Consider the following 23370-nt stretch of genomic DNA (forward strand, 5'->3'; position numbering starts at 1 on the left):
GCGCTCGCATTCCCAGATCCGGATAAATCAAAGCGCAGTTGCAGCAGGCGCCTACTACGGCCTGTTATGACTTGAGCCAGTCGAGTGCGGCGGCAAGGCAGAGGACACCGGCGAAGCTGGTGGCGGTCTTCTCGTAGCGGGTCGCGACGGCGCGCCATTCCTTTAACCGCGCCCAGAGACGCTCGACCCGGTTGCGGTTGTTGTAGATCCACTCCGGACAGGCGACAGGCGCCTCGTGCCGCTGCGGCGGGATCGCAGGCCGTGCACCCATGCTCCAGATGTGCTCGCGGAAGCGATGGCTGGTGTAACCCCGGTCGCCCACCACCCACTTGGGCACGCCCTGCAGTTGATCGAGCAGCGGGATAGCCTGGGGCAGCTCATGTGCTTGCCCAGGCGCGATCCGGAACGCGATGGCACGACCCGCGCCGTCAGCGATCACGCAAGCCTTGGTGCCATATCCGCCACGAGAGCGGCCAAGCGCCTCACGATGGTCTCGCTCAGCTTGAGATCTCCCCTTCGCGCAGCCCCCGCCGCCTTCTGGTGAGCGCGCACGCTGGTGCCATCGAGAAACACCATGCCGAGTTGCACGCCGCGCTCTTGGACGAGACTGAGGAGCCGCTCCCAGACACCAGCGCGTGCCCACCGGATGAAGACCTGGGCGGCACGCCACCAGGGTCCGAGTTCAGCTGGCACGGCGCGCCACTTGGCTCCATTCTGATGCCGCCACAGGATGGCCGAGACGGTGCGGCGCAGATCCTGAGGCGGTGTCTTGCCCTTTGGCCGACAGGCCTCAATGAGTGGCTCCAACTCGGCCCATTGTGCGTCCGACAGCATCGCTCCTCCTCGCTCAGGAGAGGCGAAACGCTCACACCATCAGGTGGTTCAAGCGATCACAGGCCGTAGGCGGCACCTCTTCGACTACACCGGCCACGGTGAGCCTATCGCGCCGCTCACGCCTCGACTGTGAGCGGGGGGCTACATCAGCGTCATGGGCACTTGGGAACTGCGGATTGCCGGTAGCCGGGGTTGTATGACCTGGACCAGATGTTCGCCCGAGAGGGGGCGACCCATCTCCCATGCATGAGGCTCGGCACCGGAATTCGGCGCAACCCTCGTCAATCTGCATCATGTGAGACGGGCCGCCGCCTCTCGGGCGAACATCTGGTCTAGGTCCCGGAAGCCGCCCTTGCCCTTCGAGCAGCCGAGACTCTTCAGCTTCCTGCCCCGGATCTCGCGCTTTCGCTCCTTGTCGATGAAGAAGATATGCTCTGGGACCGGCCCTGGCTCGTTCTTGTAGCACCGCAGTGTTGGCGCAAGGCGGTCCGGGCACTGCGCAGACTGGACAGAATGCGGCCGGTGTGAAGCCAACAGACGACATGACCGGACAGAACGCAGGCGCACGCTCCGAAATGACGAGTGGCAAGACGAAGTAAAAGTCGAGCAAGCGGAAGCCGTGACGTAGGGTTAGCCGTGCCTGTGGACCCAGAGAACCTGTGCCGACTGTGCTGAGTTTCCCTTCAGCCCGCCCGGCACTGCTGCGGCGGCTTTTTTGACGCGCCCGCCGGAGAAGCCAACGGCGCGAAACGGGTTCGTTCTCCAACGGCGTCGCCGGCTCAACCTCTATGTCAGTACGATCCTGACCCTCACCGTACTGAGGGCTCAAGCGTGCACTTCCAGTTTGTGCCTCTCGTTTAGGCAGGCGATCGTTTTCGCGAGACATCCCCAGATTACCCACCTTGAGCCCGTCCGATGATCGCCGTCGTCGTGGCGGGCTTTTTCATGCGCCAGCAAGTATCGGCGCCCATCTTCCGATTCGAGGGCGACTCGTAGTCCGCTCTCACCCGAGACCGTCCGGCACATACCCTTCGGCCGCGGCGGGCTCAGTCGTGTTTGGAGCGCTTCCACCTCCGGAATTGCCCCGCTCGGGCTTCTTGCAGCCATGCCGGCCAAGGCTGCAGGCTCGGAGTACGGGGCATCGAGTTCGCGGCCGAGGGGCTCCAGAACGACGGCAAGGAGGACTTGAGCCGGCCCTCGACGTCAGCGGTATCGCCTGCATGCCGCCAGACGGGCAGGGGCGCCGTCCCTGTCTCGTCGTCAACGATTGGGAGACCTTTGCCCAGCCCGCGACGCTTGATGATCAGGAGCTTCAGGGCGGCGAACTTGTGTCATTGTTTCGCTCCCTTTCGTTCTCCTGACGATGAGGAAACACGAGGCGGAAATAGCAGGTTCCGGTTCGTCTGCCTGATGACGATGAGCATGATGAACTCACCACAAAGAAGCCCGCCAGGGCTAAGCCGGGCGGGCTGAAGTTCATTCATCGGAAACAGAGAAGTACTGCCGCTCGGACAACCGGCGGCGGGGCCAGTGGTTCAATCAGCGCAGCGCATGTTTCGCAGCCTATCGCTGAGGGACAGCACCGCGTCACACATAGCGCGCTGCTCAGCATGGCGCTCTCGGGCGAGATCGTTCTCGTGCGCTCGGCACTCCTTCGCCAGGTGCTTCATCGTCTCCATCTCGGCCTCGCGGGCGAGCGTGCAGCGATCGTGTGAAGCTGCCACACCTCGCAGGGCCTCGATGAAGTCCTGCATCTGCTGCTGACCCAGCACCATGCCGCCGATCTGCGCGAGGCCGCTCGGGGGAACCGCAGGCTGAGCGACAGGCGGCCTCTCGGCCTTCGCCTTCAGCCAGCCGAAGAACGCCAGGAGAATGCCGCCTACTGATCCCACGCCCGAAAACGTGACGAGGTAATCGAGGACCTCCTTAGCTTCCGGCGACATCTCACGCTCGACCGAGAGAGCCGTTCTTCTGCACATCGTAGCCAGCCGCCGCGAGGCACCAGCCCTCGAATACGAAGAACACAGGGTAGAAGTGCACGCCGGCTGGCAGCGTCGCACCCTTCTTGGCGCTGGCTGCAAACATCAGGACGCAGAGCGCCAGCCAGAACAGGCCCGAGAGGAGCGAGCCGACGGCTCGGATCAGCGGCGAGCGGCGCCACCAGCCGTTGATGGCAAGCCCGACCAGGCGCAGGCACGCGATGGAAACGGCGAGCGCCCCCCAGGCGGTCTCGCGCATCAGTTCACCGAACAGACGGTATGCTGGCAACTCGAATACAGCGCTGGGCGAAAGCACGCCATAGCCCCAGGCAATCGCGACGAAAGCCAGCAGCCATTCGGTCGATCGGGTCTTGTTGAGCGAGGTTATGGCGACGTTGTTGTTCGTCATGGCGTCACCTCTTGGCGGCTGCGGTACTCAGGTTCGTGATGGTGTCGTCCTTGCGCTGCGAGGAGCGGTTCGACCCGAGCCAGAACTGTGTGACGAGGCCGACCGCCAGCCAGAGCGCGCCGTAGGCTCCACTCAGCAGGTTGTAGAGGCGCTCCGGGATCTCGGTCTGCACGAAGAACAGCGCGACCGTCAGCAGGATCGCAGAGCCAATGATCAGGTAGCTGATGATCGCAGGCGTGGAGCTCGTCCAATGGCCGGCCTGCGCGAGGCTGACCTGCATGGCGCGGGCGTTCGCCGTGTCTGCGAGTTCGGCCTTGTAGCGCTCGGCCTCGGCGTTGAGGCGGGCGGCGAGCGCGTCGCCGAGCGCCGGGTCAGCCTGCACGCGAGCCTGCGCCTCGGCCGGGTCGGTGGTGCCGAGCACGTCGCGCACCGCCTTGACGGCACCCTCCGCGACTTCGCCGGCCTTGTCACCGGCCAGGAGGCCGATCAGGGCGGGCGCGTGCTGGATCGCGAAGCCGAGGATGGGAACGAGGATCGGGAGCATGCTTAGGAGGCCTTCTCGAAGAGCGCGACGATGGCCGCGAGGAGACCGCCTGTCTTCACGGTCGGCACGGGCTGGGTCCGGGGTGTCACGGCTGGCGGCGGGACTGGGATCGGCCGTGCGGGAGCCGGCGCGGGTCGTGACGGAGAGATGAGCGCCGCGGCCGTCGCCAGCGCCAGCGCCTCGACCCGGACACCCTCGACCCGCTTCGTCCAACCCTTGCCGAAGGTCGGCCAGGTCGATAGGCGGCGCAGGAACACCATGCGGTCGTCGCAGATCCGTTCGATCGTCTGCGTGCTCGAGCGCGAGGCGACATTGGCGAGCGTGATGGGGCCGATCACGCCATCGTCGGCCACGCCGATAGCGCGCTGAAGCGACGGGATCGCGCGTCCCTGGCCTGAGTTCACGGCGAAGTCGAAGACGCAGTAGTCGACGCCGCCAGGCAGGTCGTCGCCGCGCACCGCGTCCCAGTAGTTGCGCCGGTAGATCGGTGCGACCGCGGCCCTGGTGAGTGCCTTCACCTCGGCCTTGGTTGCTGGTCGGCCGAGCCAGCCCGAGAGCGTGCCGATCGTGATGCCGAGGTTCGTCGCGCCGCCTGGGTCGGCGGGATGGTCGACGTAGCCACCCTCGTGCTGCAGGACGAGCGCGAGCGCCCGCTCGAAATTGGCGGCGGCCATAGAGATCTCCACGATGTCAAAGAGCGCCGCCCGCAGGCGGCAATGAGCAGAGGCGTTGGCGGGCGCTACATCGGCGCCCAGGTGCCGTCCGTGCTGGCGGGCGACGTCACCAGAGCGATCTTGAGCGCGGCAAGCACCCGCAGGATCGCCAGGGCGTCGGACGGCGCCGCGTCGATCTCGATGTTGGCCCGCATCCGCAGCTTCTCGATCTGGTCGGACTCTTTCGCCATCTCCAGGATGACATTGGCCCACGCCTCGACCGTTAGGTTCAGGGTCGGGTCCTTGGCGTTGCGGTCAGCGACTTCCTGGGCGATCAGATCGGACGTGCCGCCATTGACGACGCGCCGCGCCTCCTCCGCCTTGCGCACATACATCGCCCGCACCACGTCCGGCACCTGGTCCCGCCGGGCCGCATTGGCGTAGAAGATCATGGTGCTGTACTTCGCGAGCGCCCGGATCTGCTCGGCGTCGGGACCGATGATCTCCTCTGCCGTCTCGATCCCGGCCGTCTCGTCCGCGGGCAGCGCCACGGAGAGGTCGAACAGCTTGCGCTTGTATGGGAACGCCTCGACGATGATCCGGTAGCTACCGGGCAGGGTCAGGCCGAAGCTCGCGTCGATGGTCGGCGCCCCTTCCGCATCCCACCCCGTCGTGGCCGAGACCGGCCCCTGGATGATGATCTTGGACTTGTCCGGCAAGGCCGGGAACGTGACCTTCTCGCCCGGCGCGACGCTCGTCTTGTCGAAGGCGCCCGGCAGCTCACCGCGGGGCCAGATCGCCCAGCCTCCGCCCTCCAGCCGCTCGATCCAGCCCGACTGCTCATCGAGCGGCATGATGAGATGCGGCACCCCCTTGGCGTCGAGAAAGGCCGAGTGCGCCGCCTCGTCGGCCGGGGTCTGGGTCGCCTGCGCGACGTAGCCGGTCTCCGTGACCTGCTTCAGGGTGAGAAACATGCCGACCATCAGTACAGTCCTCTGCCAATCAAGAACATCCGCAGCACCCCGGACGCGAACTCCCGGTAGTTGATCTGCTGGATGGTACAGTTCGCGTTGAACATATTGCCGCCGCGGTGCACGACATCGACCGTGAACCGGGCCATGCCGTCGAGCGAGTAGGTGGTGCTGGTCTGGGTCGGCCGGTTGTTGAGGGAGCGCACGAACGGGTAGACGATGATGCCGTCGTCCCGGAATAGGGCCGCGTGCACGTTCGGATAGGTGCCGAACTGACGGGTCGATGCCCAGGACGGCTGCCAGAGAATGTCGGCCTGCGCGTTCATGTCGAGCCGCCAGGAGACCTGGTCGTAGAGCATGCACGGCCACAGGCCGGAGAACAGCACCTCGGGGCTGAGGTCGTTCCACTGGAAGCCGGCATGGGTCAGCACGCGCATCGGGTCGCGCCGGGCCGCGCCGCCGTCAACCGGCTGGTTGAAGCGCACGGACATACTCATCAGAGTTTCGGTCTCCGATGCACGGTGAAGATCATGCCAGTCGGCTCGGGCGGGGCGCCCGCGATGTTGGAGGAGATCGGCACGGTGCCGGTCCAGGCGTTGGGTGCCATCGTCACGTTCACGGCGTCGGCGAGCACGAACTGCTTGGCCGCGTCGAACCACTTGGCGGGCGGGATCGAGACGTGGTCGCCGTAGAACATCTGGAACCAGACGTCCGGGGTCTCGCCGAAGCCCTCCGGGTAGGCGATCCAGAAGTTGCGGTTGCTGTCGAGCGGCGCGTGGGCGTGCTGGAGGATCGCCTCCGTCTTCCTGGAGATTTCCAAGAGGTAATGGTCGCTGCGGGCCGCGAAGACGTCGACCCCCGGCTTGGTCACTGCGATCTGCCCCGCGGTCATGTAGACGCGACACGCCATCTCAACCTGCCACCGGGATCGTGTAAGCGAGCCAGCGGAAGGTCGGGGAGACCGCGCCGGAATCCGTGTTGGGGTCGCGCTTGAAGATGGCGAACCCGTCCGCGTACTGGTCCATGCGGTAGCGGGTCCAGTCGGCCCGGTAGAAGCGGCCGTTGGCCGAGAACGGGAAGCCGAAGTTGGGGTAGGTCACGATGCCGTCGTTGACCACCTGCTCGAAGCGCAGGAGCGGGTAGTAGCCCGGGTTGGCGTAGTAGACGCGCTGGCCGTGCCCGCAGGTGCCCCGATCGTGGATGCGGGCGACCTGACCGAACTGCGTCGAGAACCAGAGGTTGTTGTAGTCGGCCGAGCCGACGCCGCCGACATCGACGCCGGGGCGGGAGATGAAGAGGCCGCAGGCACCGTCCGGGTGCCGGCCGATGAGGATGCGCTGGGGCATCACTCGGCCCAGTCGCGGCGAGGGCGCAAAAGCAAGGCTTTCTCCCTAGTCGTAGATCAGGATCTGGCCCGCATCCAGGTTGACTTGGAAGCGGTTGTCCTTCGAGCGCAGCATCCCGCCCGTGATCGTGCCGGCCTCCGTGTTGAGGGCCTGGAGGTTGCCGACCGCGATCTTGGCGGCGGTGAGCTGGTTGATCTGGGCGTCGCCGATGATGGCGCCCCGGATGTAGGTGGTCAGGTTGGCCGCGTCGATCGCCACGCCGCCGTTGCCCGGGTTGTAGGGCGACAGCTCGGTCTGACCCTCTCGGGCCGGGCCGAACATCGGCTGCGTCACGAACAGGATCGGGTTGACCTCGTTGCGGCAGTAGCCGCGGACGAAGGGCAGGGCGTAGTAGGTGTCGCCCGGCGCCCTGAACACCCCGCCGACCCGCTGGTAGTGGTTGAGCACGTAGGCGGCGTGATCCATGTCGGTCGTGGTCGACCACACGGCGGTCCCGGTGTTCTGACGGTTGGCGTTGTAGAACTCGATGATGACCTGGATCACGCTCAGCCGGTGCCCGTGCACGTAGGCCGAGAACTCGTAGTTCTTGCCCGCCTCGACCGTGTGCCGGTCCCAGGAGTTGCCGTTCTCCGGAGCCGGGCCGGCGACCTGCGAGGTCGGCGCGAACATGTAAATGTCGAGGAAGTCGCCCGAGCTGATCGGGGTCGAGTTGGTGGCCGCCACGCTGAGCGTGTTGCCGCCCCAGAGGGAGTAGCTCTGTCCGTAGATGTTGCGCCCGAACTGGAACGTGACGAAGGGGTTGCTGGACCCGTAGCTGTAATACTGCGTGCCCAGGAACATGGCGGCGTTGGGCAGGATGTTGGAGCCGACGCCGGACGGCACCGAGCTTCCGGGCACGGGCCCGTTCAGCATGGCGGCGTTGACGCGGGCGGCGGCGCCGTTCGAGCCCGAGTTCAGGATCTCGTTGCCGTCCTTGTCCCACAGGACCAGCCCGAAATCGTCGTTGGCGTAGCCCCAGTCCCGCAGGGCGCCCAGGGCGACGCGCCAGCGGTCGGCGCGGCCGTAGAGGGCGCCATTGTCCTTGACGCCGATGGCGCCGCCGTAGCGGGCGATCGAGCCGTCCGGGTGGTAGGCGGCGCCACGCGCCCGCAGCTCGAAGCGGTCGTTGCCGACGTAGATGCCCACTCCCGCCGTGATGGTGCCGCCGTTGATGGTGTCGGCACTCAGCGTGCCGGCCGAGATGCGGTCGCCGTTGATCGATTTGGCCGTCATGTGGCGGGTCTGGATCGCGTCCGAGGCGATCATCTCCGCGGCGATCGACCGGGTGGTGATCTTGGTGCCGTCGATGATCGTGCCGCCGTAGATCGGCATGAGCCCCGTGGTGCCCGAGGACACGCACAGGATGATGTTGTCAGTGTCGCTGTTGATCGTCGCGGCGACGGACGGCGTGCTCGTGTCGTTGGCGAATTGCAGGGCCGTGTTCACGCCGGCCCGCCGGCACCACCACACGTAGGAGCGGATACCGTTGATCGCGCCCGCGCCTGCCGCGATGTCGGACGAGACGGTCGCGCCCGTGTCGTCCACGTAGACGATCTTGCCGGCGGTCCAGGTCAGGTTGCCGGTCAGCGCGCCGGCCGCGTTGCGCTCCATCGCGAACTCGATCCCCGAGACCGTGATGCCGCGGACGCCGATTTTCAGGAGGTTCGCGCCGATCGTGTTGGCGAGAATTGCTCCCCCGTTGATCTTGGTGGAATTGCTCCCGGCGAAGACGCTCGACAGCGTGCCATCGCCGACCAGGATGCCGTCCGGCCCCAGCTTGATGGTCGCCATGTTGATCTGGTCGGCGGTGATCGTGCCGGTCTTGATCTCGGCGGCCGTGATGGTCTGAGAGGCGATCTGATCGGCGGTGATCGTCTTGCCGGCGATCTGGGTCGCGGTGATCGTGTCGTCGCCGATGTAGACGCCGTCGATCTTGATGGTGGTCAGCGCGAGCGGGCCCGTGAAGCTCGCGGCCGCGAAGCCGGACGTGTTGACCGGACGGACCCAGTAGTAGCGCGTGCTGGCCGGGGTCAGGCCCGAGCCCACGAAATAGTCCCGCGTCGCGGAGCCGATCTGCGCCGCGTTGGCGAGGACGTCCGTCGCCCCCTCCCACACCTCGATGTAGGCGAGATCCTTGGCCGCCGGGTTCATCCAGCGCAGCGTTGCGGTCTGCGAGGCCGCGCTGCCGGTGAGGTTCGTCGCCGGCCCGGGCGGCGTCGTGTTGAGCGCCACCGTGATGGTCTGGACCGTCGACCAGCCGGAGATGCCGAAGCCGTTCTCCGAGATCGAGCGCACGCGCACGCTGATCGAGCTGCCCGGGACCAGGCCGCGGCGGTTGAATTCCTGGACTCCCTTCTCGACGGATCCCACCGTGATCCAGCCGCCGGTACCCTCCCGCATGGCGACTTCGTAGAGGCCGAGGTTCTCCGTCGTGATCGCGTCCCAGGTGCCCTTGACCCAGCCCGTCACGGTGCCGTCCGGGGCGACGTCGACTCCCGTGGTGAGCGCGAGCCCCTGCGGGATGCCCGGGTCGGTCGGATCGAACGCCACGTCCGAGATCGTGACCGGCTCCTCCGCGGAGATGTTCAGCTCGCCCGGCGTCTTGCCGAACGCATCGTAGGCGGCCGAGCGCACGTAGTAGGTGCCGCTGCTGCGCGGTACGCTCGTGAAGTTGCTCCCGACGTCGAGCGTCGGCGGCGTCACGAGCGGATCGAACCCGGAGGTCTCCGAGATCCAGTGCAGGTAGCCGACCCAGTCCTTGTCGGAGGGCTGGTCAATCGCGATGAAGAGGAAGCCCGGCGCGGAGTCGAGGTCCGAGTTCACCAGGGCCGGCGGCGGGTTGTTCACGAGCAGCGAGGTCTGGTTGCCCTCCGCCCCCGCCGGGTCCGTGGCGGAGACGGCCACGCGGAACTGCCGGCGCGGGCCGCCCTCGTTCACGTTCGTGTCGTAGGCATAGGTCCACTGATCCACGCCCTGCGCAAGGATCTCGCGGTGCAGGAGCGCGCCCGAGCTGGCGTCGTAGACGTAGGCCACCGGCCGGATCGGATAGGCGTCGTAGCCGCCCGGGAACTCGTAGTCCCACTCAACGGTGCAGGCGCGGCCCACGAAGGTCTGCCCGCCGCCGAGCACCCGGAGGTTGACCACCTTCGCGATCTGGCGACCGCCCCAGCCGACCACGTCATAGGTGATCTGCGCCGGCGCCGAGACCGCGCGGGTCAGGCCGATCGCCGTGACGATGAAGGTCCAGGTGCCGGCCGCCACGTCCGTGAAGTCGGCCGACGCCGAGGCGCGCTGCGGCAGCGTGACGATCGCGCCATCGGGCTTGATGGCGGTCACGTAGTAGCCGACCGAGTTGAACGGCTGGCCCGCGGTCCAGGAGAGCGTGAGCGCCTGCTTGGCCTGCCCCAGCTCGTAATAGACCGACTCCATCACCGACAGGTTCGTGGGCGGCAGAACCGTTGACGGGAAATTCGAGATCGGCAGCTCCTCGAAGGGAGCGCCGGTGTCGACGGTCGCGTACTTACCGGGCTCGTGCTGGAGGGCCTGCACGGAGTAGATGTGCGGCTCGTCCTCCTTGATCGAGATGACGCGGAAGAGCTGCGGCTTGAGCGTTGTCGCGACCACCCACACGGCGGCCGGGTCCGGGGCCGCCGGCAGCGCGCCGGTAAGGCTGATCTCCGTCGCCGCGGTCGCCGGCTGCACGCCGCGCTCAGCCACGGTGCCGTCCGGCATCGTCACGGAAACCGTTGCCTCAGAGCCGACCGTCACTGGGCGGTCGAGCCGCAGCACGGTCTGGGTGGATCCGGCGAGCAGGCGGCCGGACAGGTCGACGGCCGCGATCTGCGGGTCCTGCACGGCGATCAGGTCGCCCGGGCGCACCACCGCGTGGTCGAGGCCGGCGTGGTAGGTGAGGACCTGCGTCTCCTGCAGTTCGGTCAAGAGTGTCCAGAGGCCGGCGCGATGCGCCTGGCCGCGCGAGGTGCAACCGAGGAGATCGACCTTCGTCGGGTTGTAGCCGTAGCGCGCGACGCCGGCGGGATCCTCCACCACCTCGTAGTTCGTCCGGTAGAGGTCGGTTGGGTCGTTCCAGGCGACGATCGCAACGGTATGCCGCGCCTGCCGCCCGGAGGAGGCGTAGGAGAACTCGCCTTCGATGACGTTCGCCTCGGTCACGAGGAGCCTGACGTCGCCGGGCCGGTCCTGGGTCGCCGTCACCGTACCGGACGACCAGTAGGTCATGCCGCGGAAGACCTGCGCGACGAGCTCCAGCAGGTCGAAGGCGTCCTGCTGCTCGGCGATCACCCCGTTGAAGGTGAACCGCGGCTCCTGCCCGCCCCGGCCGTCCGGCACGGGCCCGTCGCAGTAGGCAGCGATCTGGTAGAGCGACCACTTGTCGATGGCCGAGACGTCGATCAGCTGGCCGAGACCGAAGCGATCGTTCTCGAGCAGCATGTACAGGACCCAGGCCGGGTTGTTGCACCAAGCCTCCTTGAAGGTCCCGTCCCAGATGCCGGCATAGGTCCGGGCGACCGGGTCGTAGTTCGCCGGGACGCGCATCCTGATGCCGTCCACGAGGTACTGCCGCTGGGGCAGGCTCGAGCCGAACTGGCTGGCATCCGCCGTGATGCCGACAATCGCCGAGTTCGGGTAGGTGAACTTCGCGTCCACGATCGTGGTGAGCGACTGATAGATCAGGTCGCTCGCGAACTGCATGTTCGGGAACTGCGTGTTCGAGGTCTCGGTGTCATCCGAGAGGCGCACCACCTGGATCTGCCAGGGCGCCGACGCGCCGCTGGGGTTTCGGGGAAGGTCGATCTCGTAGCTCGGGAAGAAGGCCGAGGATGCCTTGCCCTGGACGGCCAGGGCGCCGAGCTGGTTGACCCAGGGGCCGCCCGAGTACCGGGCCTGGATCAGGAAATCGATGCGCCACGCGTTCACGTTCCCCTTGCTGTCCGCGTAGAGCAGCGAGGGGATCTGCAGCGTGATGCGCGCCCGGTTGGCGCTCGGGTCGGTCACCGTGGCGGTGACGGGAAGCGCCTTCTTGACCTGTACGCCGACGTCGAGCGGCGTCTCCACGTCCGGATAGCCGGGCATGTAGGTCTGGCCCGGCGTACCGGACCGCGAGTCGACGGAGATGCCCTGGAAATTGCGCGAGCCGTCGGCGTTCTCGATGGGCGTGTTGTTGAGGTAGACACCTTTCAGGCCACCGACGATGCCGTTGATCTCGCCCTCGCCGATCAGGTCGACGAGCCGCACCGTCGCGTTGGTGAAGAGCGTGTCCCTCGCGACGCTGGCACCGCCGCCGGTCTTCGAGCCGGATGACTTAGCGGCCTCGACGAGCGCGCGCGAGTCCTCAGCCGGGACCGGGGTCCCGTCTTCGTCTCGGTTGAAGCTGCCCATGGTTTCCCTGGCGCGAGCGATCAGATGCGGGCGGTGGGAAGGCCGTTGCCGTAGTCGGTGGTGACGCCGGCCGAGATCGTGATGCCGGTCAGCATGCAGCGCCCGATCGGCACCGGCACGCAGCCGCCCTGATCCGAGGTGTTGTTGCCGCCGTCGAACATGTAGCTGCGGCGCTCCTTCTCGGTCTTCTTCTTGGGCGTCAGCAGGCTGGCGACACCGGTGAGGGCGAGCGAGGCGCCCATGCCGACGAGCCACATGGGCCCTCCGACGAACCACGTGGCGGCCGCGATCAGCGTGCCGACGATGATCTTGCCGATGCCGCCCGACTTCGCGGCCGAGGCGACGGGCACGATGTGCAGATCGCCCTTCGGCAGCCCGAAGGTGATCTGGTCCTCGCCGAGCCGCAGCCCCTTGCCGCGGGAGGCGCCGCAGGTGACCCGGAAACGGCCCTCCTCGATCGCCCTGCGAAAGCCAGGAATCTGGCTGCCGAGGGCGAGGCAGGCCTCGGCCAGCGAGCGCACGTCGAGCTTGAACGACGGTCCGAAGTCGCGCGCGAGCGAGCCGTAGAGCCTCACAGTTCGGAGCATGTGAAGTCCTCCGGGAGATCGCGGTGCCGGACGAGGAAGTCGAGCTTCGGCCGCCACACCGCTGCGGGGTCGCGGCCTGAGCACATGCCGGCGAGGTGGTGCAGGATCAGCCCGCCACCGATGTAGACGCCAGCATGGTTGAGCACAGGCGAGCGCACCGAGCAGATGAAGCAGTCGCCCGGCAGGATGCTGCCGCGGCTGCGCTCGACGCAAACGAACCCGGCCTGCTCGAAGCCTTGAGCGTAGAGGTCGAGCGGCGGCTCGCCCTCATGGGGCGCCCACCAGTCGGGATCGCGCACGAAGTCGGGGATCTCGATGCCCGCCACCTGGCGGTGCCAGTCCCGCACGAGGCTGTAGCAGTCATCGACGCCGTGGCGGAACGGGCGGCCGAGCAGCGGAGGGCGCTCGACCTGGTCGCCGAACCAGAACGGGTCCGTGGCGCCGCCCTCGGTCACGAGCGAGATGCCCCAGGGCACCGCCCAGTCCATCTGCGAGCGCATGTCCTGCGCCGAGGGGCAATCCTGGGGCGGGACGATCTTCCCCTGCTCGTCCTCGCTCGAGCAGTGCGAGTGCAGGATGGCGGCCGGCCGGTGCCCGCACACCGCTTCCATCTCGTCCTCGTGGATCTCGAAGTGCGCGATCTTGTCCGCCGCGATGCTCGTGCAGGCGTGATAGCGCCCATCTTGGTCGATCACACCGCCGGCCTCGTGCGGCCACTCGCGCGCGACGTGCGCCTTGTGAGCGTCGACCGCCTGGCGCCAGCGGTCGTTCAGTCCGTTGTCAAACTCGAACGCGGCCAACACCTGGGAATCCTCCGAAGGGCAGCTGCGCGGCCGCACCGAAGCGGACTTTGCAGCAGGTGTTGATGTGACGGCTGGGCGTGTCCTTGTCTGGCGTCGTCGGATTGCCGTCGGCGTCGTAGGCCTGCCCGCCGGTGTAGGGGCATTTCACGTGGCTGTAGTCGAACGCCCCGGCCGCCGCGTCCCAGCGCCGGTAGCGCCACAGGCAGATCTCGCGCACGATCAGGCGACCGGGCAGCGCGCGGCCCTCCTGGTCCATCGCGGAGGCGAGCTCCCACTCGATCAGCCGCTTCGTGTGCCGGGTCTTCTGATCGAAGAAGAAGATGTCCTGCGCGTAGGCCGCCTCGGCATCAGGTGTCGCGCCGTTGTCCAGGAACTGCGTGTAGGTGCGCGTGCGGATGAGCTTCGCGCCGATCAGGTCGTCGTAGAGCAGCGAGGCCGAGGACATCAGCCGCGTGGCGTTCGAGACGCTGATCTTCGGCCGGGGCATCGCGCCCTTGCCGGTGTACTCGAAGCCCTCGCACCGCACGTCGACCGGCTGGTACTGGATGCCCTGGAACGGCAGGGCGGACGTCTTCTTCGTCGAGGGCGTGAAGGCGAACTGCTGGGGCACGCCAAGCGGCGACAGGTCGATCACGTAGAGCGCGACGAGGGCGCCGGGCGTGAGCGACTGCCCCGCCCGGCGGAGGGCGGCGTTGGGTTGCGTCACGGGTCGAAGTTCTCCTTGAACGTCGCCGTGAGCGTCCAGAACAGGGCGCTCGTGTAGTCGACGCTCCACTCCTCGCAGGTGAACTGGCGCGCGGCCGCCTCGCCCGGGGGCAGGAAGGTGAAGGGCTTGTAGCCGGCCCGCTCGCCGAGGAAGTCCTCGAGGGTCTGGATGTCGGCGGACGGCAGGATCGCGGAGCGGTAGGTGAAGTCGCGCGGCAGCGGGTTGATGCCGTCGCCGGCACGCTGCGAGTACCGTCCCCCGAAGTTCGCGGTCAGGATGGCCGGCGCGACCTGCTTGCTCGACCCGGGCGCGACCGGGCCGAACGTGCCCCTGCCGAGCGTCGGGAAGGCCGGATAGGGCATCGGGCGTCAGGCGCCCGGCGCCGCGGGCGCGGGCAACTGCACGATCACCACGGTGTAGGGCTCGGTCACGGCGAGCGCCGCCAGGTCGCTCTCGTCTTCGAGCGCATCGAAGAGCGCCGTGGCGCCGTTGGCGCCGCCGACCACCATGCCCGGTGTGTAGGCTCCGGTGTAGCCGGCAACCGGAGCGGGACCGGCCTGCGCGTACACGCTCTGCCCGGCGTAGCGGTTGGCGAGGTCGAAGAGGCGGCCGGCCTCGGCGTTCACGACGCGAGCCTCGACCTTCTCGCCGTCCGAGCCCTCGATCTCGATGGTGCCACGGGCGTCGGCGAAGCGGTCGACCCCGCGGAAGAACAGCGCGGTCGGCGTGCCGCGCGGAATCAGGCCCGCGGCCATCCCGGCCACGACGAACTTCTTGGAACGTGCCATGCGTGCGGTCTCCTTACGCGACGGGCTTCAGGAACTGCCGCGCGCTCGGCGAGAGCTGCGCGACGCGCGTGGCCGACATCGCCACGTCGCGGAGCCCGCCGGGGGGCGGGTTGTAGGGGCTGCCGCTCATGTCGAGCAGGAACATGAGGGTGATCTCGGCCACGTCCGCGGCTCCGATGCCCGGCCCGGGGCGGAACAGGCACAGAGGCTCGTTCTCGGCGGTCGGCATCGGCACGTCACCGGTCTGCGCGAGTTCGGCGCTGCGATCGATCGGAGGCTTCGAATCCATGGGTGCTGAGGTCTCCGGTTAGAAGCGACGCGCGCCGGCCTGATGCAGCATTCCGCCCGGGCGCATCTCGCGCTGAGCCCAGCCCGCGAAGGCGCCTTCCATCTCGCGGCGCATAGTCTTGGCGGTCTGCTCTGCGTGGGCCTGATCCTGGGCAGCGTTGCCCGACGAGCCCTGCATGGTGACGGAGACCGGCATCGAGACCTTGACCCCGCCGTTCCCGGCACCTGCGCCAGCCGCCGCGATGTCTTGCGCGGTCCAACCGCCGACCGGCCCGCCCACGTCGTAGCCGCGCAGGCCCGCCCGCATCGCCTCGAGCGGCGCGAGGCCGATCCGGCGCACGGCGGCAGCATCGAAGACGTACTCGCCCCGGTGAACCACGCCGGCCGGCTCCAAGCGCCCGCCCGGGCCCGTGTAGCCACCGACCGCGAACTTCGGGAAGAAGTTGCCCGAGATGAAGTCCAGGAAGCTCGGGCTGCCACTCCCGGAGCCACCGCCGAGCAGGTTGCCCAGCAGGCCGCCGTTCGCGGAGCCGCGCGCGCTGAACAGCGAGGAGAAGATCTGGTCCGACGCGAGGTCGAGCAGGCGGTCGGCCATGCGGTTGACCGCGTTCGCCATCGCATCGGCTGCCGTCGCGCCCTGGCGGATGTCGCGCAGGAAGCCGCCGAGCCCATCCCGGCCGGCGCCGCGCACGGCGTCGTCGAAGCGCATCTTCTCGCGCAGGTCGTCCATCCGCTCGGCCGCGGCCGCCGCCTGATCGGCGTAGCCCCGGATCTGCGCAGAGAGCTCCGGCGTGATCTCGCGGTCCGCACGCTTGGCGGCGGTCAGCAACTCCTGCTCGACTCGGTACCGGGCGACGGCGGCGGCGCCCAGGCCGAAGGTCTCAGCCTCCTGCTGCTGTCGGCGGATGCGATCTTCCTGCGAGCGCACTGCGCGGTCGAAGTCGTCGCGGCTGTCGCTATCGGATTTGCCGCCGCCCTTGCCTGCCTCGGCGGCCGCAGCGAGCGTCCCGGCCCGCTGGATCTGCCCGCGGGCGTCGCCCGGCGTGATGGTCTTGCCGATCAGGTCGAACGCCTTCTGCCGCTCGGCCACAGAGCGCTTCTCGGCCTCGGTCTTCGCGTTGATGGCGTCGAGCCGCAGCTGGTCCTGTCGACGCGCCATCTCCTCCTGACTAATCAGCTTGCCGGCGGAGTCGGTCAGCGTTTCGATCGCCCGGTTGACGCCGAGGTACGCGGTCTCGGTCTGGCTAAAGTCGGAGAGCTTGCTGCGTGCCAGCGGGTCGGCAAGAGCGGCGCTCAGGTCGGTCTGCTGCTTCCGAAGCTCGGAGAGCCGGGCGAAATTGGGGTCGGTCTGCCGCGCGATATCGCCCGCTAGGCGGCTTGCGGTATTGGCACGTTCCTCTGCCGCCCTTGCATCCGCCTGACGCTTCTCCGTATCGGCAACCAACGCTGCGGTGTCGCGCTCCCGCACGAGACGATCACCCAAGCCAAGCGGCTCCATGCCAAGCGCCTTGCGTCGCTCGTTGATGTCGTCGACCCGCTTGTTCAGCCGGTCGGCCGCCTCCTGAGCGCCCTCCGGGATGAGCCCGAGTTTGATCCCGGCGATCTTCTTCGCCGCTTCCCAATACCGGTCTGCCGCAGCCGTCGCGATGTCCCACGCCGCGCCCCAGCGACTAGTACTGCTCGCGTTCGCATCAATCGACGCCTTCAAGGTGTCGGCCAGCGTCTGCTGCGCGGCAGAGCGATCGCCCTGCTCAACTTGCGTCTGGATCAGCTGCCGGGTGCGATCGTCGAGCCCACCGATCTTCGTCGCTAGGTCGTCCGCACCCTTGGCCGGCTCGGAGAACATCCGCGCGAGTTCGGCCGTGGCCGCGGGCACCTCTTGCGAGGTCAGGCGTGCGTACTCCGACGTCGCCCGGGTGAGCTCGCTAATCACAGGCAGGGCCAACTGCCCCGTAGCGACGTAGCCGGACACTAACTCCCGAGCTGCACTGGTCGAAAGCTTGCCGCCCTCCGAACTGGCCCGAGCCAGCGCGTCGATCTGCGAGACCGTGGCTCCCGTAGCCGCGCCGACCCCGCGCGTCGCCTTCTCCATTGCGTCCTGGTCGCGCGAGGCAGCCACAGCAGCGGCCGTGAAGGCTGCGCCGATCCCAATCACTGCCGCCGTACCCACGGTGAAGGGCGTCACTAGGCCAAGGGCGCTCTCGCCCAGCGCCTTCAGCCCGCCGCGCAGACCGCCTTCGCCGGCGGCGAGCCCCTGGATGATCTGTGGCCCCTGCTGGAACGCGACGGTGCCGAGGCCGGCACCGGAGCCGAGCGAGGCAACCACGTCGCCGCCCTGGTACATCAGGTCCCGGCGCTGATTGGTGTCCAGGCCGCGCCGCCCAGGCTGGTTGTCGTTCTCGCTGGCGGCTGATGGCATGAACCGAGCGCGGGCCATAGCCAGCGCCCGCTCACGCTCCGCTGCGTCGATCAGCCCCTGGTTGAAGGTGCGATCGATCACGCCGCTCGCGCGGTCGAGCCGCTGCTGCGCGCGGTAGGTCTCGTCGATCTGCTGCCGGAGACGATCGTAGGCAGTCGCGGCCGACAGCTGCCGGCGGGCGGACTGCTCCGTGACGGTCGCGGTCTGGTTGGCCGCTTGGCCCACCCGCTCCTGCGACGTTGTCACCGCATCCGCGTCGCTCCGCATCTTCTCCGCGCCCTCGGAGATGTAGCGGACCGTCATCGTGCGGATCGTGTTGAGGCTGACCATGGCACGACCTCGCGGGCCCGGCCGTCGCCGACGGGCCTCTCGGATTTCAGCGGTGCGGGATCGAAGCCGGCTGGCCTAGGGGTTGCCGGCCGTCTTCATGTCCTCGCGCATCCGCTCGCGCCACACGGTGTCCATGGCGCGGATCAAGCGGGAGAGGCGCTCGAACTCCTCAGGGTCCGAGACGCCAACGCGCCCGGCATAGCGGTCGATCGACGACCACGGGATGGGGCCGACGACGCCGAAGCCGAGCGCGCGATCGTTCGACAGGTCCCAGAACGCGTCCCACACGAAGGTGAGATGCTCGGGCAGGTCCGGCCGCGCGAGCAGCGCTGCCGGCACCGCGCCCTCTTCCTCCGCGAGGTCCGCCAGCCACTCGGCGCGCTCGGCCCATTCGAGGTGCCAGCGGAGCACGTCTGTCAGTTTCCCCGGTCGGCCTCGTCGTTGCCGGCGACCTCGTCGGCCGCCACCGTCGCTGCCCAGGACACCGCCTGCCGAAACCGGGCGTAGTCCGGGTCGGTGAGCAGCTGCTCGGCGACGTCCCGCGAGTAGGGCAGGGTGGCGCCGCTGTCATCGGTGAGGCCTTCCCAGTCGAGCAGCACGGTATCGAGAAGGCACTGTGCCGTGATGCGGTCGACCTCGTCGGGGTCGATGCGGCCGTGCACCCGCTTCGAGCGCGGCACGGCGTCGAACAGCTTTGATTGCAGCCGGCGGTACTCGGTGTTGCCGATGCCGCGGACCTTCAGGCGGAGATCGCCCATCTCGGGGATCTCGCCGATCCAGCGGCCCTGTCCGAGCCGCGCGGAATCGACCTTGATGGCGGAGAGCTTCACGCGTCCGTGTCCTTCTTCTTGGAGGCGGGCTGGCGGGCGGCCGGCGCGAGATCTTCGGCCAGGCCTTTTGCGATGAGCAGGTCGGCATGCTCGTTCGACAGCTCCGGCTCCTCGCCCTTGGTGAAGGTCCGCCGATCCTTCCCGTTGGGGTAGCTGTCGAAGTCGGCCGTGATGCGAACCGTCTTCACGACACGGCCCTCGTGATCTGAAGGCTGCAGGCCGCGGTGCTGTCGTAGACGCCGCGGAACGGGATCGAGACCATCACGTCGTCGGTGTTCCCGCCCGGCCGACGTTCGGCGTTGCCGAGGATCAGCTTCGGCACCAGGACGGTGTACTTCTTGTTCGCGGCGTTCCCGACCGTGAAGGACAGGGCGCCACCGCCGGAGTGCGCAAGAGCGGCCGCATAGAGCGTGTTGCTCTCGAAGTAGCATTCGAGGGTGCCGGTCACGTCGCACATCCCGTAGCCGAAGCTCTCGGTGTAGAGGTTGCCGACGAGCGGACGGGTCCGAAGGTTGTTGTTCACCTCCAGGGTGAGGCTGCGGACCTTCGGGTTCGGCGTCACGCCCGAGAGCGTGAGGTTCGCCACGTTCGCCGAGGCAGTCGAGATCGGGTCGGTACCAGGCGCGGCGTAGGTGGCGCCCGAGACGATCGCGGTGTCGAGCGTCTCCTTCTGCGCCATGATACCGACGGCGCCCGTCACCTTGGCGCGCGCGCCGATGCTCAGCGAGAGCGTGTTCACCACCGCGCCGAGGAAGCGCGAGTAGGAGGAGGCGCCCTGCAGGTCGAGCGTCTCCTCGAGGGTGAAGCTCTTCAGGTTCGAGCCGTTCTTGAGGACGTTCGTCGCCCAGGCCGAGAACAGCGCGCCCTCCAGGAGGTCATCGAGGTTCCCGTAGGCGAGCTCGAAGTTGTAGTCCCCGGCCACGTCCTGGCCGAGCTGGAACTCGTCTCGCACGTTGCGGTCGGGCTGGATCTCGTCGGAGGTGCCCGTCGTCTTGTTCGTGCGCGGGCCACCGCCGGTCGAGCGGAAGGTCTTGAACGACGGGGTGTCCGGCGTGGTGCCGAACACCGTCTCGGCGACATAGGCGATCCGACGCCCACTGCCCGAAGCAATAGCCATGGTGGTCTCCTGGTTTCGAGGTCAGTGCGCTCGGCGTCAGCCGATGATGTCCGCCTGGTACGGGACGCTGAGCGAGAGGACGAAGTACATCCCCTCCTCGTTACGGTCGTCGATGACCGGCGAAGACGGCGCGAAGGTCTGCACGCCGCCGAAGTCCTTGCCGCGGAATAGGGCGGCGAGCTCGTCGGCCCAGGTCAGGCCCTCGATCACGCCGCGGCCGCGCCGGCTGTTGATCACGAGACGGAAGGTACCGGTCTCCCGCCAGATGTTCTCGCCGGGCGCACCGACGGTGAGCTGCTCGCCGTTCGCCACCGGGTACGAGACCTGCACGAACGGGTCGCCGCCTTTCGGCGTCTCGCCCTGCTTGTTGATCCCGTAGATCGGGCACTTGTCCCAGCCGTCGGCCAGGCGGGCCTCGACAGCGTCGACGACGAGCTTCAGCGGCATGTCAGCGGCCCTGGTCGATCAGGATGGCGGGCTGACGCGTCAGCCAGTCCTGGCGTGCGCCGACGCGCCCACCACGGACATTCTTCGCCAGCGCCGCGGCGCTCGCTGTCTGCGCCCACCGGCCCACCGCGCCGCCCGGGAACGAGCGGTAGCTGAAGCCGACATAGGCCACGTTGCCGAACCGCCGCTTCGCCAGCGTCGCCACGCCCTCGTAGACGCCGTCGGGCGCTTGCGAAGACTGGCCGCGCTCGATCTTGCGGGCGTAGGGCTGGGCGTTGAGCACGACGTACTGCTCGGCCGCGGGCAGCGTCCGGGAAGCTTCGAACTCCACATCGTCCGCGAACCAGACATGGCTGCGGGCGTAGCGCTCGGTCCGCACGGGCGAGTGGATGATCAGCTGCTCGTCGATCCAGCCGACGATGTCGGTGAGCAGCTTGAACTCGAAGGTCACCGTGCTGCGAGGCGTCAGGTTCGCGAGATCGTCGCGCCGCGAGCCGTCGACGAAGGTCTCGTGCTCCGGCACGTAGCCGAGGGCCTGCCGGTTCGTGTCCTGTGCCTCGCCGAGCGCCTCGCGTGCGGCCTCCGCGAGCAACGCTGCCTGAGCATGCGACGACAGGGTGTCGTCGAGCATCAGGGCGACGTCGCGCGCAACCGGGTCGATGCGGACGGAGGTACGGGTCGCCATCAGCCGCGCACCGTGCACTCGATCCGGACCACGACGTCGTTCAGCACGACCGGGTTGGCGACCTCGACGTAGCGGGCGCGGCCGGCGACGGTAACTCCGTCGCCGCGCTCAATCGTCTCCACCGCTGCAAGATGCGTGGGCGAGAGGATCATCAGCGTGTCGCCTTGCTGGACACCGCCCCCGAGCTCCTCCGGTCGGTAGCCGCGCACGAACGCGCGCACCGTCGCGCCAGCCGCATCCGGATCAGCCGCAGCGGCGCGCAGCTGCACGTCCTGGCCGTGCTGCGCGATCTGGCGGTCGAGCGCCGCGATGGACTGAGCAGGCGTCATGCGAAGAGCAGCCGCCGATAGCCGGCAAGTGCCGCCTCGGCCTCCGGATGCGGCAGGGCGGCGGTGGCGCCCTGCACGTACCAGGAGGTCGAGCCGATCCCCTCGACGTCCTCGCTCTTGATCATCGTGTCGCGTCCGTTCGCGGAGATCGCGGCGGCAACGAGCTTGATCACCGCCGCCTCGACGTCGGCGGGCAGGTCGGGCGCGGTGGTGGTCGGTGGATCGCCGCGAGTCTCGCTGGGCAGGAGCCAGCCGGCCTCGTAGTCCACGACCGCGATCCGGCCGCTCCAGCCCTCCTGCTGGCCGTCCTGCAGCAGAAACACCGAGCTCGCGTCCGTCTCATAGGCTCCCTGCGACAGAGTTGCGCTGTCTACGGTCACCCCAAGGATGCGCACCACCGGCCAGCGGTCGAGCAAGAGGCCGGCTCCGCCGTCGGCGGCGCTCGACAGGCAGAGCGCAATCCGCTCGCGCACCGTCTCTCGGCCGAACGGCCGACGGCAGTAGCTCGCCACGCGCGCCGAGGCTTGGTCGATCCAGCGATTGAGCTGGGCGTCAGGCGGCACGGTCGCAGCGAGACCGAGATCGCCACGCACGTTGGCGGGCGTCGTGAGACGTTTGGCCGTGGCGGGTGTGATAATGCTGACGCTCATCGAATGCTGACGCTCATCGCCACTTCGCTCCGTCGGCGCCGATCTGCGTCAAGTCTCGGCCGGCCTCGCCCTGTCTGCCCTGTGGCCCACGCTCGCCGTCCTTGCCATCCCGGCCATCGCGCCCGCGCTTCACAGCGAGGCGCCAATCGTCGCTCTCGCCAGGCCGGGCGCTGGTCTCCTTCTGCGCGAGCCACCATGAGCCGCCCCAGGTGACGCCGTCGCCTGGCTTGTATGTCTCTCCCGCCTTGTAGACGCCCCGGTCGAGCGGGACGCTCAGGGCGTGCCGGAACTCCTTGACCTCGTCTCCGCGGCGATAGCGGCGGACGATGGTGCGCCCGCCGTCCTCAAGGGTCTCGTCCATGTCCTCGAAGCCGAGACCGTCAGCGCCGCGTTCGCCGTCTCGGCCGGGAGCGCCATCGACGCCATCGCGACCATCCCGCCCGTCACGTCCGACAACAGCGCCAAGCTCCCGGGTCTCGCCGTTCGTGAGCGTCACCACCAGCTCTCCGGAACGGTCAATCAGCGCGGAGGCAAGGCCGACACCGTCGCGACCATCCTGACCGTCCTTCCCATCCACGCCGTCACGGCCCGGAGCCCCATGCGCTCCGTCCTTCCCGTCCACGCCATCGCGACCATCCTGACCGTCCTTCCCATCCACGCCGTCACGGCCCGGAGCCCCATGCGCTCCGTCCTTCCCATCCACGCCGTCACGGCCCGGAGCCCCATGCGCTCCGTCCTTCCCGTCCACGCCATCTCGGCCGTCGGCGCCGTCCTTCCCAGGCGGGCCCTGCTCCCCCGGCTCGCCGTCGCGACCGTCCTTGCCCGGCTCGCCCGGCCGGCCATCGACGCCATCGCGGCCGTCGGCACCGTCCTTTCCAGGCGGCCCTTGCTCCCCCGGCTCGCCGTCGCGGCCATCCTTGCCCGGCTCTCCCGGCCGACCATCGAGGCCATCGCGGCCGTCGGCACCGTCCTTCCCGGGCGGACCTTGCTCCCCCGGCTCGCCGTCGCGACCGTCCTTGCCCGGCTCTCCCGGCCGACCATCGACGCCGTCGCGGCCGTCGGCACCGTCCTTCCCAGGCGGACCTTGCTCCCCCGGCTCGCCGTCGCGGCCCGGAACTCCCTGCGCTCCGTCCTTCCCGTCCACGCCATCTCGGCCGTCGGCGCCGTCCTTCCCAGGCGGGCCCTGCTCCCCCGGCTCGCCGTCGCGACCGTCCTT

26 protein-coding genes are annotated in these 23370 nt (G+C 68.4%); 1 reads left to right on the forward strand and 25 read right to left on the reverse strand.

Features of this window, described 5'->3' with window-relative positions:
* Positions 1-64: 64 nt before the first annotated feature.
* From J2X36_RS04015 to J2X36_RS04135, 25 genes are all read right to left on the reverse strand, one after another.
* A protein-coding gene (locus J2X36_RS04015; RefSeq protein ID WP_310346461.1) for an IS5 family transposase occupies positions 65-834 on the reverse strand; the annotation gives its coding sequence in 2 pieces (ribosomal slippage) (positions 65-510 and positions 510-834; 771 coding nt in all).
* A gap of 1535 nt (positions 835-2369) precedes the next feature.
* Entirely contained in the window at positions 2370-2777 is a 408-nt protein-coding gene (locus J2X36_RS04020) for a hypothetical protein (RefSeq protein WP_310346464.1), read from the reverse strand.
* 1 nt (position 2778) lies between these two features.
* Entirely contained in the window at positions 2779-3222 is a 444-nt protein-coding gene (locus J2X36_RS04025) for a hypothetical protein (RefSeq protein WP_310346467.1), read from the reverse strand.
* A gap of 4 nt (positions 3223-3226) precedes the next feature.
* Positions 3227-3766: a hypothetical protein gene (locus J2X36_RS04030; RefSeq protein WP_310346470.1), complete on the reverse strand. Its 540-nt coding sequence runs from the start codon at positions 3764-3766 to the stop codon at positions 3227-3229.
* 2 nt (positions 3767-3768) lie between these two features.
* Positions 3769-4440, reverse strand: a complete 672-nt coding sequence (locus J2X36_RS04035) for a glycoside hydrolase family 108 protein (protein ID WP_310346473.1) — start codon at positions 4438-4440, stop codon at positions 3769-3771.
* A 65-nt stretch (positions 4441-4505) separates the two neighbouring features.
* Positions 4506-5402, reverse strand: coding sequence for a hypothetical protein (locus J2X36_RS04040; RefSeq protein WP_310346476.1), 897 nt, complete (start codon positions 5400-5402; stop codon positions 4506-4508).
* A complete protein-coding gene (locus J2X36_RS04045; protein WP_310346480.1) occupies positions 5402-5887 on the reverse strand; it encodes a hypothetical protein in 486 nt (161 codons plus the stop codon). Before J2X36_RS04045 ends, J2X36_RS04040 begins: the two co-directional genes overlap by 1 nt.
* Positions 5887-6300, reverse strand: a complete 414-nt coding sequence (locus tag J2X36_RS04050; RefSeq protein WP_310346483.1) for a hypothetical protein — start codon at positions 6298-6300, stop codon at positions 5887-5889. The genes J2X36_RS04045 and J2X36_RS04050 overlap by 1 nt, the downstream gene beginning before the upstream one ends.
* A gap of 1 nt (position 6301) precedes the next feature.
* Positions 6302-6736, reverse strand: coding sequence for a hypothetical protein (locus J2X36_RS04055; RefSeq protein WP_310346485.1), 435 nt, complete (start codon positions 6734-6736; stop codon positions 6302-6304).
* Positions 6737-6781: 45 nt separating this feature from the next.
* Complete coding sequence (locus J2X36_RS04060) at positions 6782-12175, reverse strand: phage tail protein (RefSeq protein WP_310346487.1); 5394 nt, start codon at positions 12173-12175, stop codon at positions 6782-6784.
* Positions 12176-12195: 20 nt separating this feature from the next.
* Positions 12196-12762 carry a tail assembly protein gene (locus J2X36_RS04065; protein ID WP_310346491.1) on the reverse strand — a complete coding sequence of 189 codons (567 nt, stop codon included), beginning with the start codon at positions 12760-12762 and terminating at the stop codon, positions 12196-12198.
* Positions 12747-13565 carry an NlpC/P60 family protein gene (locus tag J2X36_RS04070; protein WP_310346494.1) on the reverse strand — a complete coding sequence of 273 codons (819 nt, stop codon included), beginning with the start codon at positions 13563-13565 and terminating at the stop codon, positions 12747-12749. Before J2X36_RS04070 ends, J2X36_RS04065 begins: the two co-directional genes overlap by 16 nt.
* Positions 13543-14271 (reverse strand): phage minor tail protein L, encoded by a 729-nt coding sequence (locus tag J2X36_RS04075; RefSeq protein WP_310346497.1) that lies wholly within the window; start codon positions 14269-14271, stop codon positions 13543-13545. Before J2X36_RS04075 ends, J2X36_RS04070 begins: the two co-directional genes overlap by 23 nt.
* Positions 14268-14633: a phage tail protein gene (locus J2X36_RS04080; protein ID WP_310346500.1), complete on the reverse strand. Its 366-nt coding sequence runs from the start codon at positions 14631-14633 to the stop codon at positions 14268-14270. Before J2X36_RS04080 ends, J2X36_RS04075 begins: the two co-directional genes overlap by 4 nt.
* 6 nt (positions 14634-14639) lie before the next feature.
* Positions 14640-15059: a hypothetical protein gene (locus J2X36_RS04085; RefSeq protein ID WP_310346504.1), complete on the reverse strand. Its 420-nt coding sequence runs from the start codon at positions 15057-15059 to the stop codon at positions 14640-14642.
* A 13-nt stretch (positions 15060-15072) separates the two neighbouring features.
* Positions 15073-15348 (reverse strand): hypothetical protein, encoded by a 276-nt coding sequence (locus J2X36_RS04090; protein ID WP_310346507.1) that lies wholly within the window; start codon positions 15346-15348, stop codon positions 15073-15075.
* Between the two features lie 18 nt (positions 15349-15366).
* Complete coding sequence (locus tag J2X36_RS04095) at positions 15367-18096, reverse strand: phage tail length tape measure family protein (RefSeq protein WP_310346510.1); 2730 nt, start codon at positions 18094-18096, stop codon at positions 15367-15369.
* Positions 18097-18171: 75 nt separating this feature from the next.
* The gene (locus tag J2X36_RS04100; RefSeq protein WP_310346514.1) at positions 18172-18507 is read right to left on the reverse strand and encodes a hypothetical protein; all 336 of its coding nucleotides are present in this window, start codon (positions 18505-18507) and stop codon (positions 18172-18174) included.
* A gap of 5 nt (positions 18508-18512) precedes the next feature.
* Entirely contained in the window at positions 18513-18926 is a 414-nt protein-coding gene (locus tag J2X36_RS04105) for a hypothetical protein (protein ID WP_310346516.1), read from the reverse strand.
* A complete protein-coding gene (locus J2X36_RS04110; protein WP_310346520.1) occupies positions 18923-19114 on the reverse strand; it encodes a hypothetical protein in 192 nt (63 codons plus the stop codon). Before J2X36_RS04110 ends, J2X36_RS04105 begins: the two co-directional genes overlap by 4 nt.
* Complete coding sequence (locus J2X36_RS04115) at positions 19111-20043, reverse strand: phage tail tube protein (RefSeq protein WP_310346523.1); 933 nt, start codon at positions 20041-20043, stop codon at positions 19111-19113. The genes J2X36_RS04110 and J2X36_RS04115 overlap by 4 nt, the downstream gene beginning before the upstream one ends.
* A 36-nt stretch (positions 20044-20079) precedes the next feature.
* The gene (locus tag J2X36_RS04120; protein WP_310346526.1) at positions 20080-20490 is read right to left on the reverse strand and encodes a phage tail terminator-like protein; all 411 of its coding nucleotides are present in this window, start codon (positions 20488-20490) and stop codon (positions 20080-20082) included.
* Between the two features lies 1 nt (position 20491).
* Complete coding sequence (locus tag J2X36_RS04125; protein ID WP_310346529.1) at positions 20492-21175, reverse strand: hypothetical protein; 684 nt, start codon at positions 21173-21175, stop codon at positions 20492-20494.
* The gene (locus J2X36_RS04130; RefSeq protein ID WP_310346531.1) at positions 21175-21504 is read right to left on the reverse strand and encodes a hypothetical protein; all 330 of its coding nucleotides are present in this window, start codon (positions 21502-21504) and stop codon (positions 21175-21177) included. The genes J2X36_RS04125 and J2X36_RS04130 overlap by 1 nt, the downstream gene beginning before the upstream one ends.
* On the reverse strand, positions 21501-22154 hold the full coding sequence (locus J2X36_RS04135) for a hypothetical protein (RefSeq protein WP_310346534.1): 654 nt from the start codon (positions 22152-22154) through the stop codon (positions 21501-21503). Before J2X36_RS04135 ends, J2X36_RS04130 begins: the two co-directional genes overlap by 4 nt.
* 280 nt (positions 22155-22434) lie before the next feature.
* On the opposite strand from J2X36_RS04135, the gene J2X36_RS04140 reads away from it, so the two are divergent.
* On the forward strand, positions 22435-23370 hold a 936-nt coding region (locus tag J2X36_RS04140), incomplete at its 3' end, for a hypothetical protein (protein ID WP_310346537.1).

This window comes from Methylobacterium sp. BE186, assembly GCF_031457035.1.
Lineage (GTDB): Bacteria > Pseudomonadota > Alphaproteobacteria > Rhizobiales > Beijerinckiaceae > Methylobacterium > Methylobacterium segetis.

What these genes read in the sequence shown, in the direction of transcription:
- J2X36_RS04085 (WP_310346504.1), bottom strand. Translation starts at nt 15,059, where the DNA reads ATGGCACGTTCCAAGAAGTTCGTCGTGGCCGGGATGGCCGCGGGCCTG.
- J2X36_RS04120 (WP_310346526.1), bottom strand. Translation starts at nt 20,490, where the DNA reads ATGCCGCTGAAGCTCGTCGTCGACGCTGTCGAGGCCCGCCTGGCCGAC.
- J2X36_RS04030 (WP_310346470.1), bottom strand. Translation starts at nt 3,766, where the DNA reads ATGCTCCCGATCCTCGTTCCCATCCTCGGCTTCGCGATCCAGCACGCG.
- J2X36_RS04080 (WP_310346500.1), bottom strand. Translation starts at nt 14,633, where the DNA reads ATGCCCTATCCGGCCTTCCCGACGCTCGGCAGGGGCACGTTCGGCCCG.
- J2X36_RS04035 (WP_310346473.1), bottom strand. Translation starts at nt 4,440, where the DNA reads ATGGCCGCCGCCAATTTCGAGCGGGCGCTCGCGCTCGTCCTGCAGCAC.
- J2X36_RS04020 (WP_310346464.1), bottom strand. Translation starts at nt 2,777, where the DNA reads ATGTCGCCGGAAGCTAAGGAGGTCCTCGATTACCTCGTCACGTTTTCG.
- J2X36_RS04135 (WP_310346534.1), bottom strand. Translation starts at nt 22,154, where the DNA reads ATGAGCGTCAGCATTATCACACCCGCCACGGCCAAACGTCTCACGACG.
- J2X36_RS04045 (WP_310346480.1), bottom strand. Translation starts at nt 5,887, where the DNA reads ATGAGTATGTCCGTGCGCTTCAACCAGCCGGTTGACGGCGGCGCGGCC.
- J2X36_RS04115 (WP_310346523.1), bottom strand. Translation starts at nt 20,043, where the DNA reads ATGGCTATTGCTTCGGGCAGTGGGCGTCGGATCGCCTATGTCGCCGAG.
- J2X36_RS04055 (WP_310346485.1), bottom strand. Translation starts at nt 6,736, where the DNA reads ATGCCCCAGCGCATCCTCATCGGCCGGCACCCGGACGGTGCCTGCGGC.
- J2X36_RS04050 (WP_310346483.1), bottom strand. Translation starts at nt 6,300, where the DNA reads ATGGCGTGTCGCGTCTACATGACCGCGGGGCAGATCGCAGTGACCAAG.
- J2X36_RS04060 (WP_310346487.1), bottom strand. Translation starts at nt 12,175, where the DNA reads ATGGGCAGCTTCAACCGAGACGAAGACGGGACCCCGGTCCCGGCTGAG.
- J2X36_RS04130 (WP_310346531.1), bottom strand. Translation starts at nt 21,504, where the DNA reads ATGACGCCTGCTCAGTCCATCGCGGCGCTCGACCGCCAGATCGCGCAG.
- J2X36_RS04040 (WP_310346476.1), bottom strand. Translation starts at nt 5,402, where the DNA reads ATGGTCGGCATGTTTCTCACCCTGAAGCAGGTCACGGAGACCGGCTAC.
- J2X36_RS04025 (WP_310346467.1), bottom strand. Translation starts at nt 3,222, where the DNA reads ATGACGAACAACAACGTCGCCATAACCTCGCTCAACAAGACCCGATCG.
- J2X36_RS04125 (WP_310346529.1), bottom strand. Translation starts at nt 21,175, where the DNA reads ATGGCGACCCGTACCTCCGTCCGCATCGACCCGGTTGCGCGCGACGTC.
- J2X36_RS04095 (WP_310346510.1), bottom strand. Translation starts at nt 18,096, where the DNA reads ATGGTCAGCCTCAACACGATCCGCACGATGACGGTCCGCTACATCTCC.
- J2X36_RS04065 (WP_310346491.1), bottom strand. Translation starts at nt 12,762, where the DNA reads ATGCTCCGAACTGTGAGGCTCTACGGCTCGCTCGCGCGCGACTTCGGA.
- J2X36_RS04090 (WP_310346507.1), bottom strand. Translation starts at nt 15,348, where the DNA reads ATGGATTCGAAGCCTCCGATCGATCGCAGCGCCGAACTCGCGCAGACC.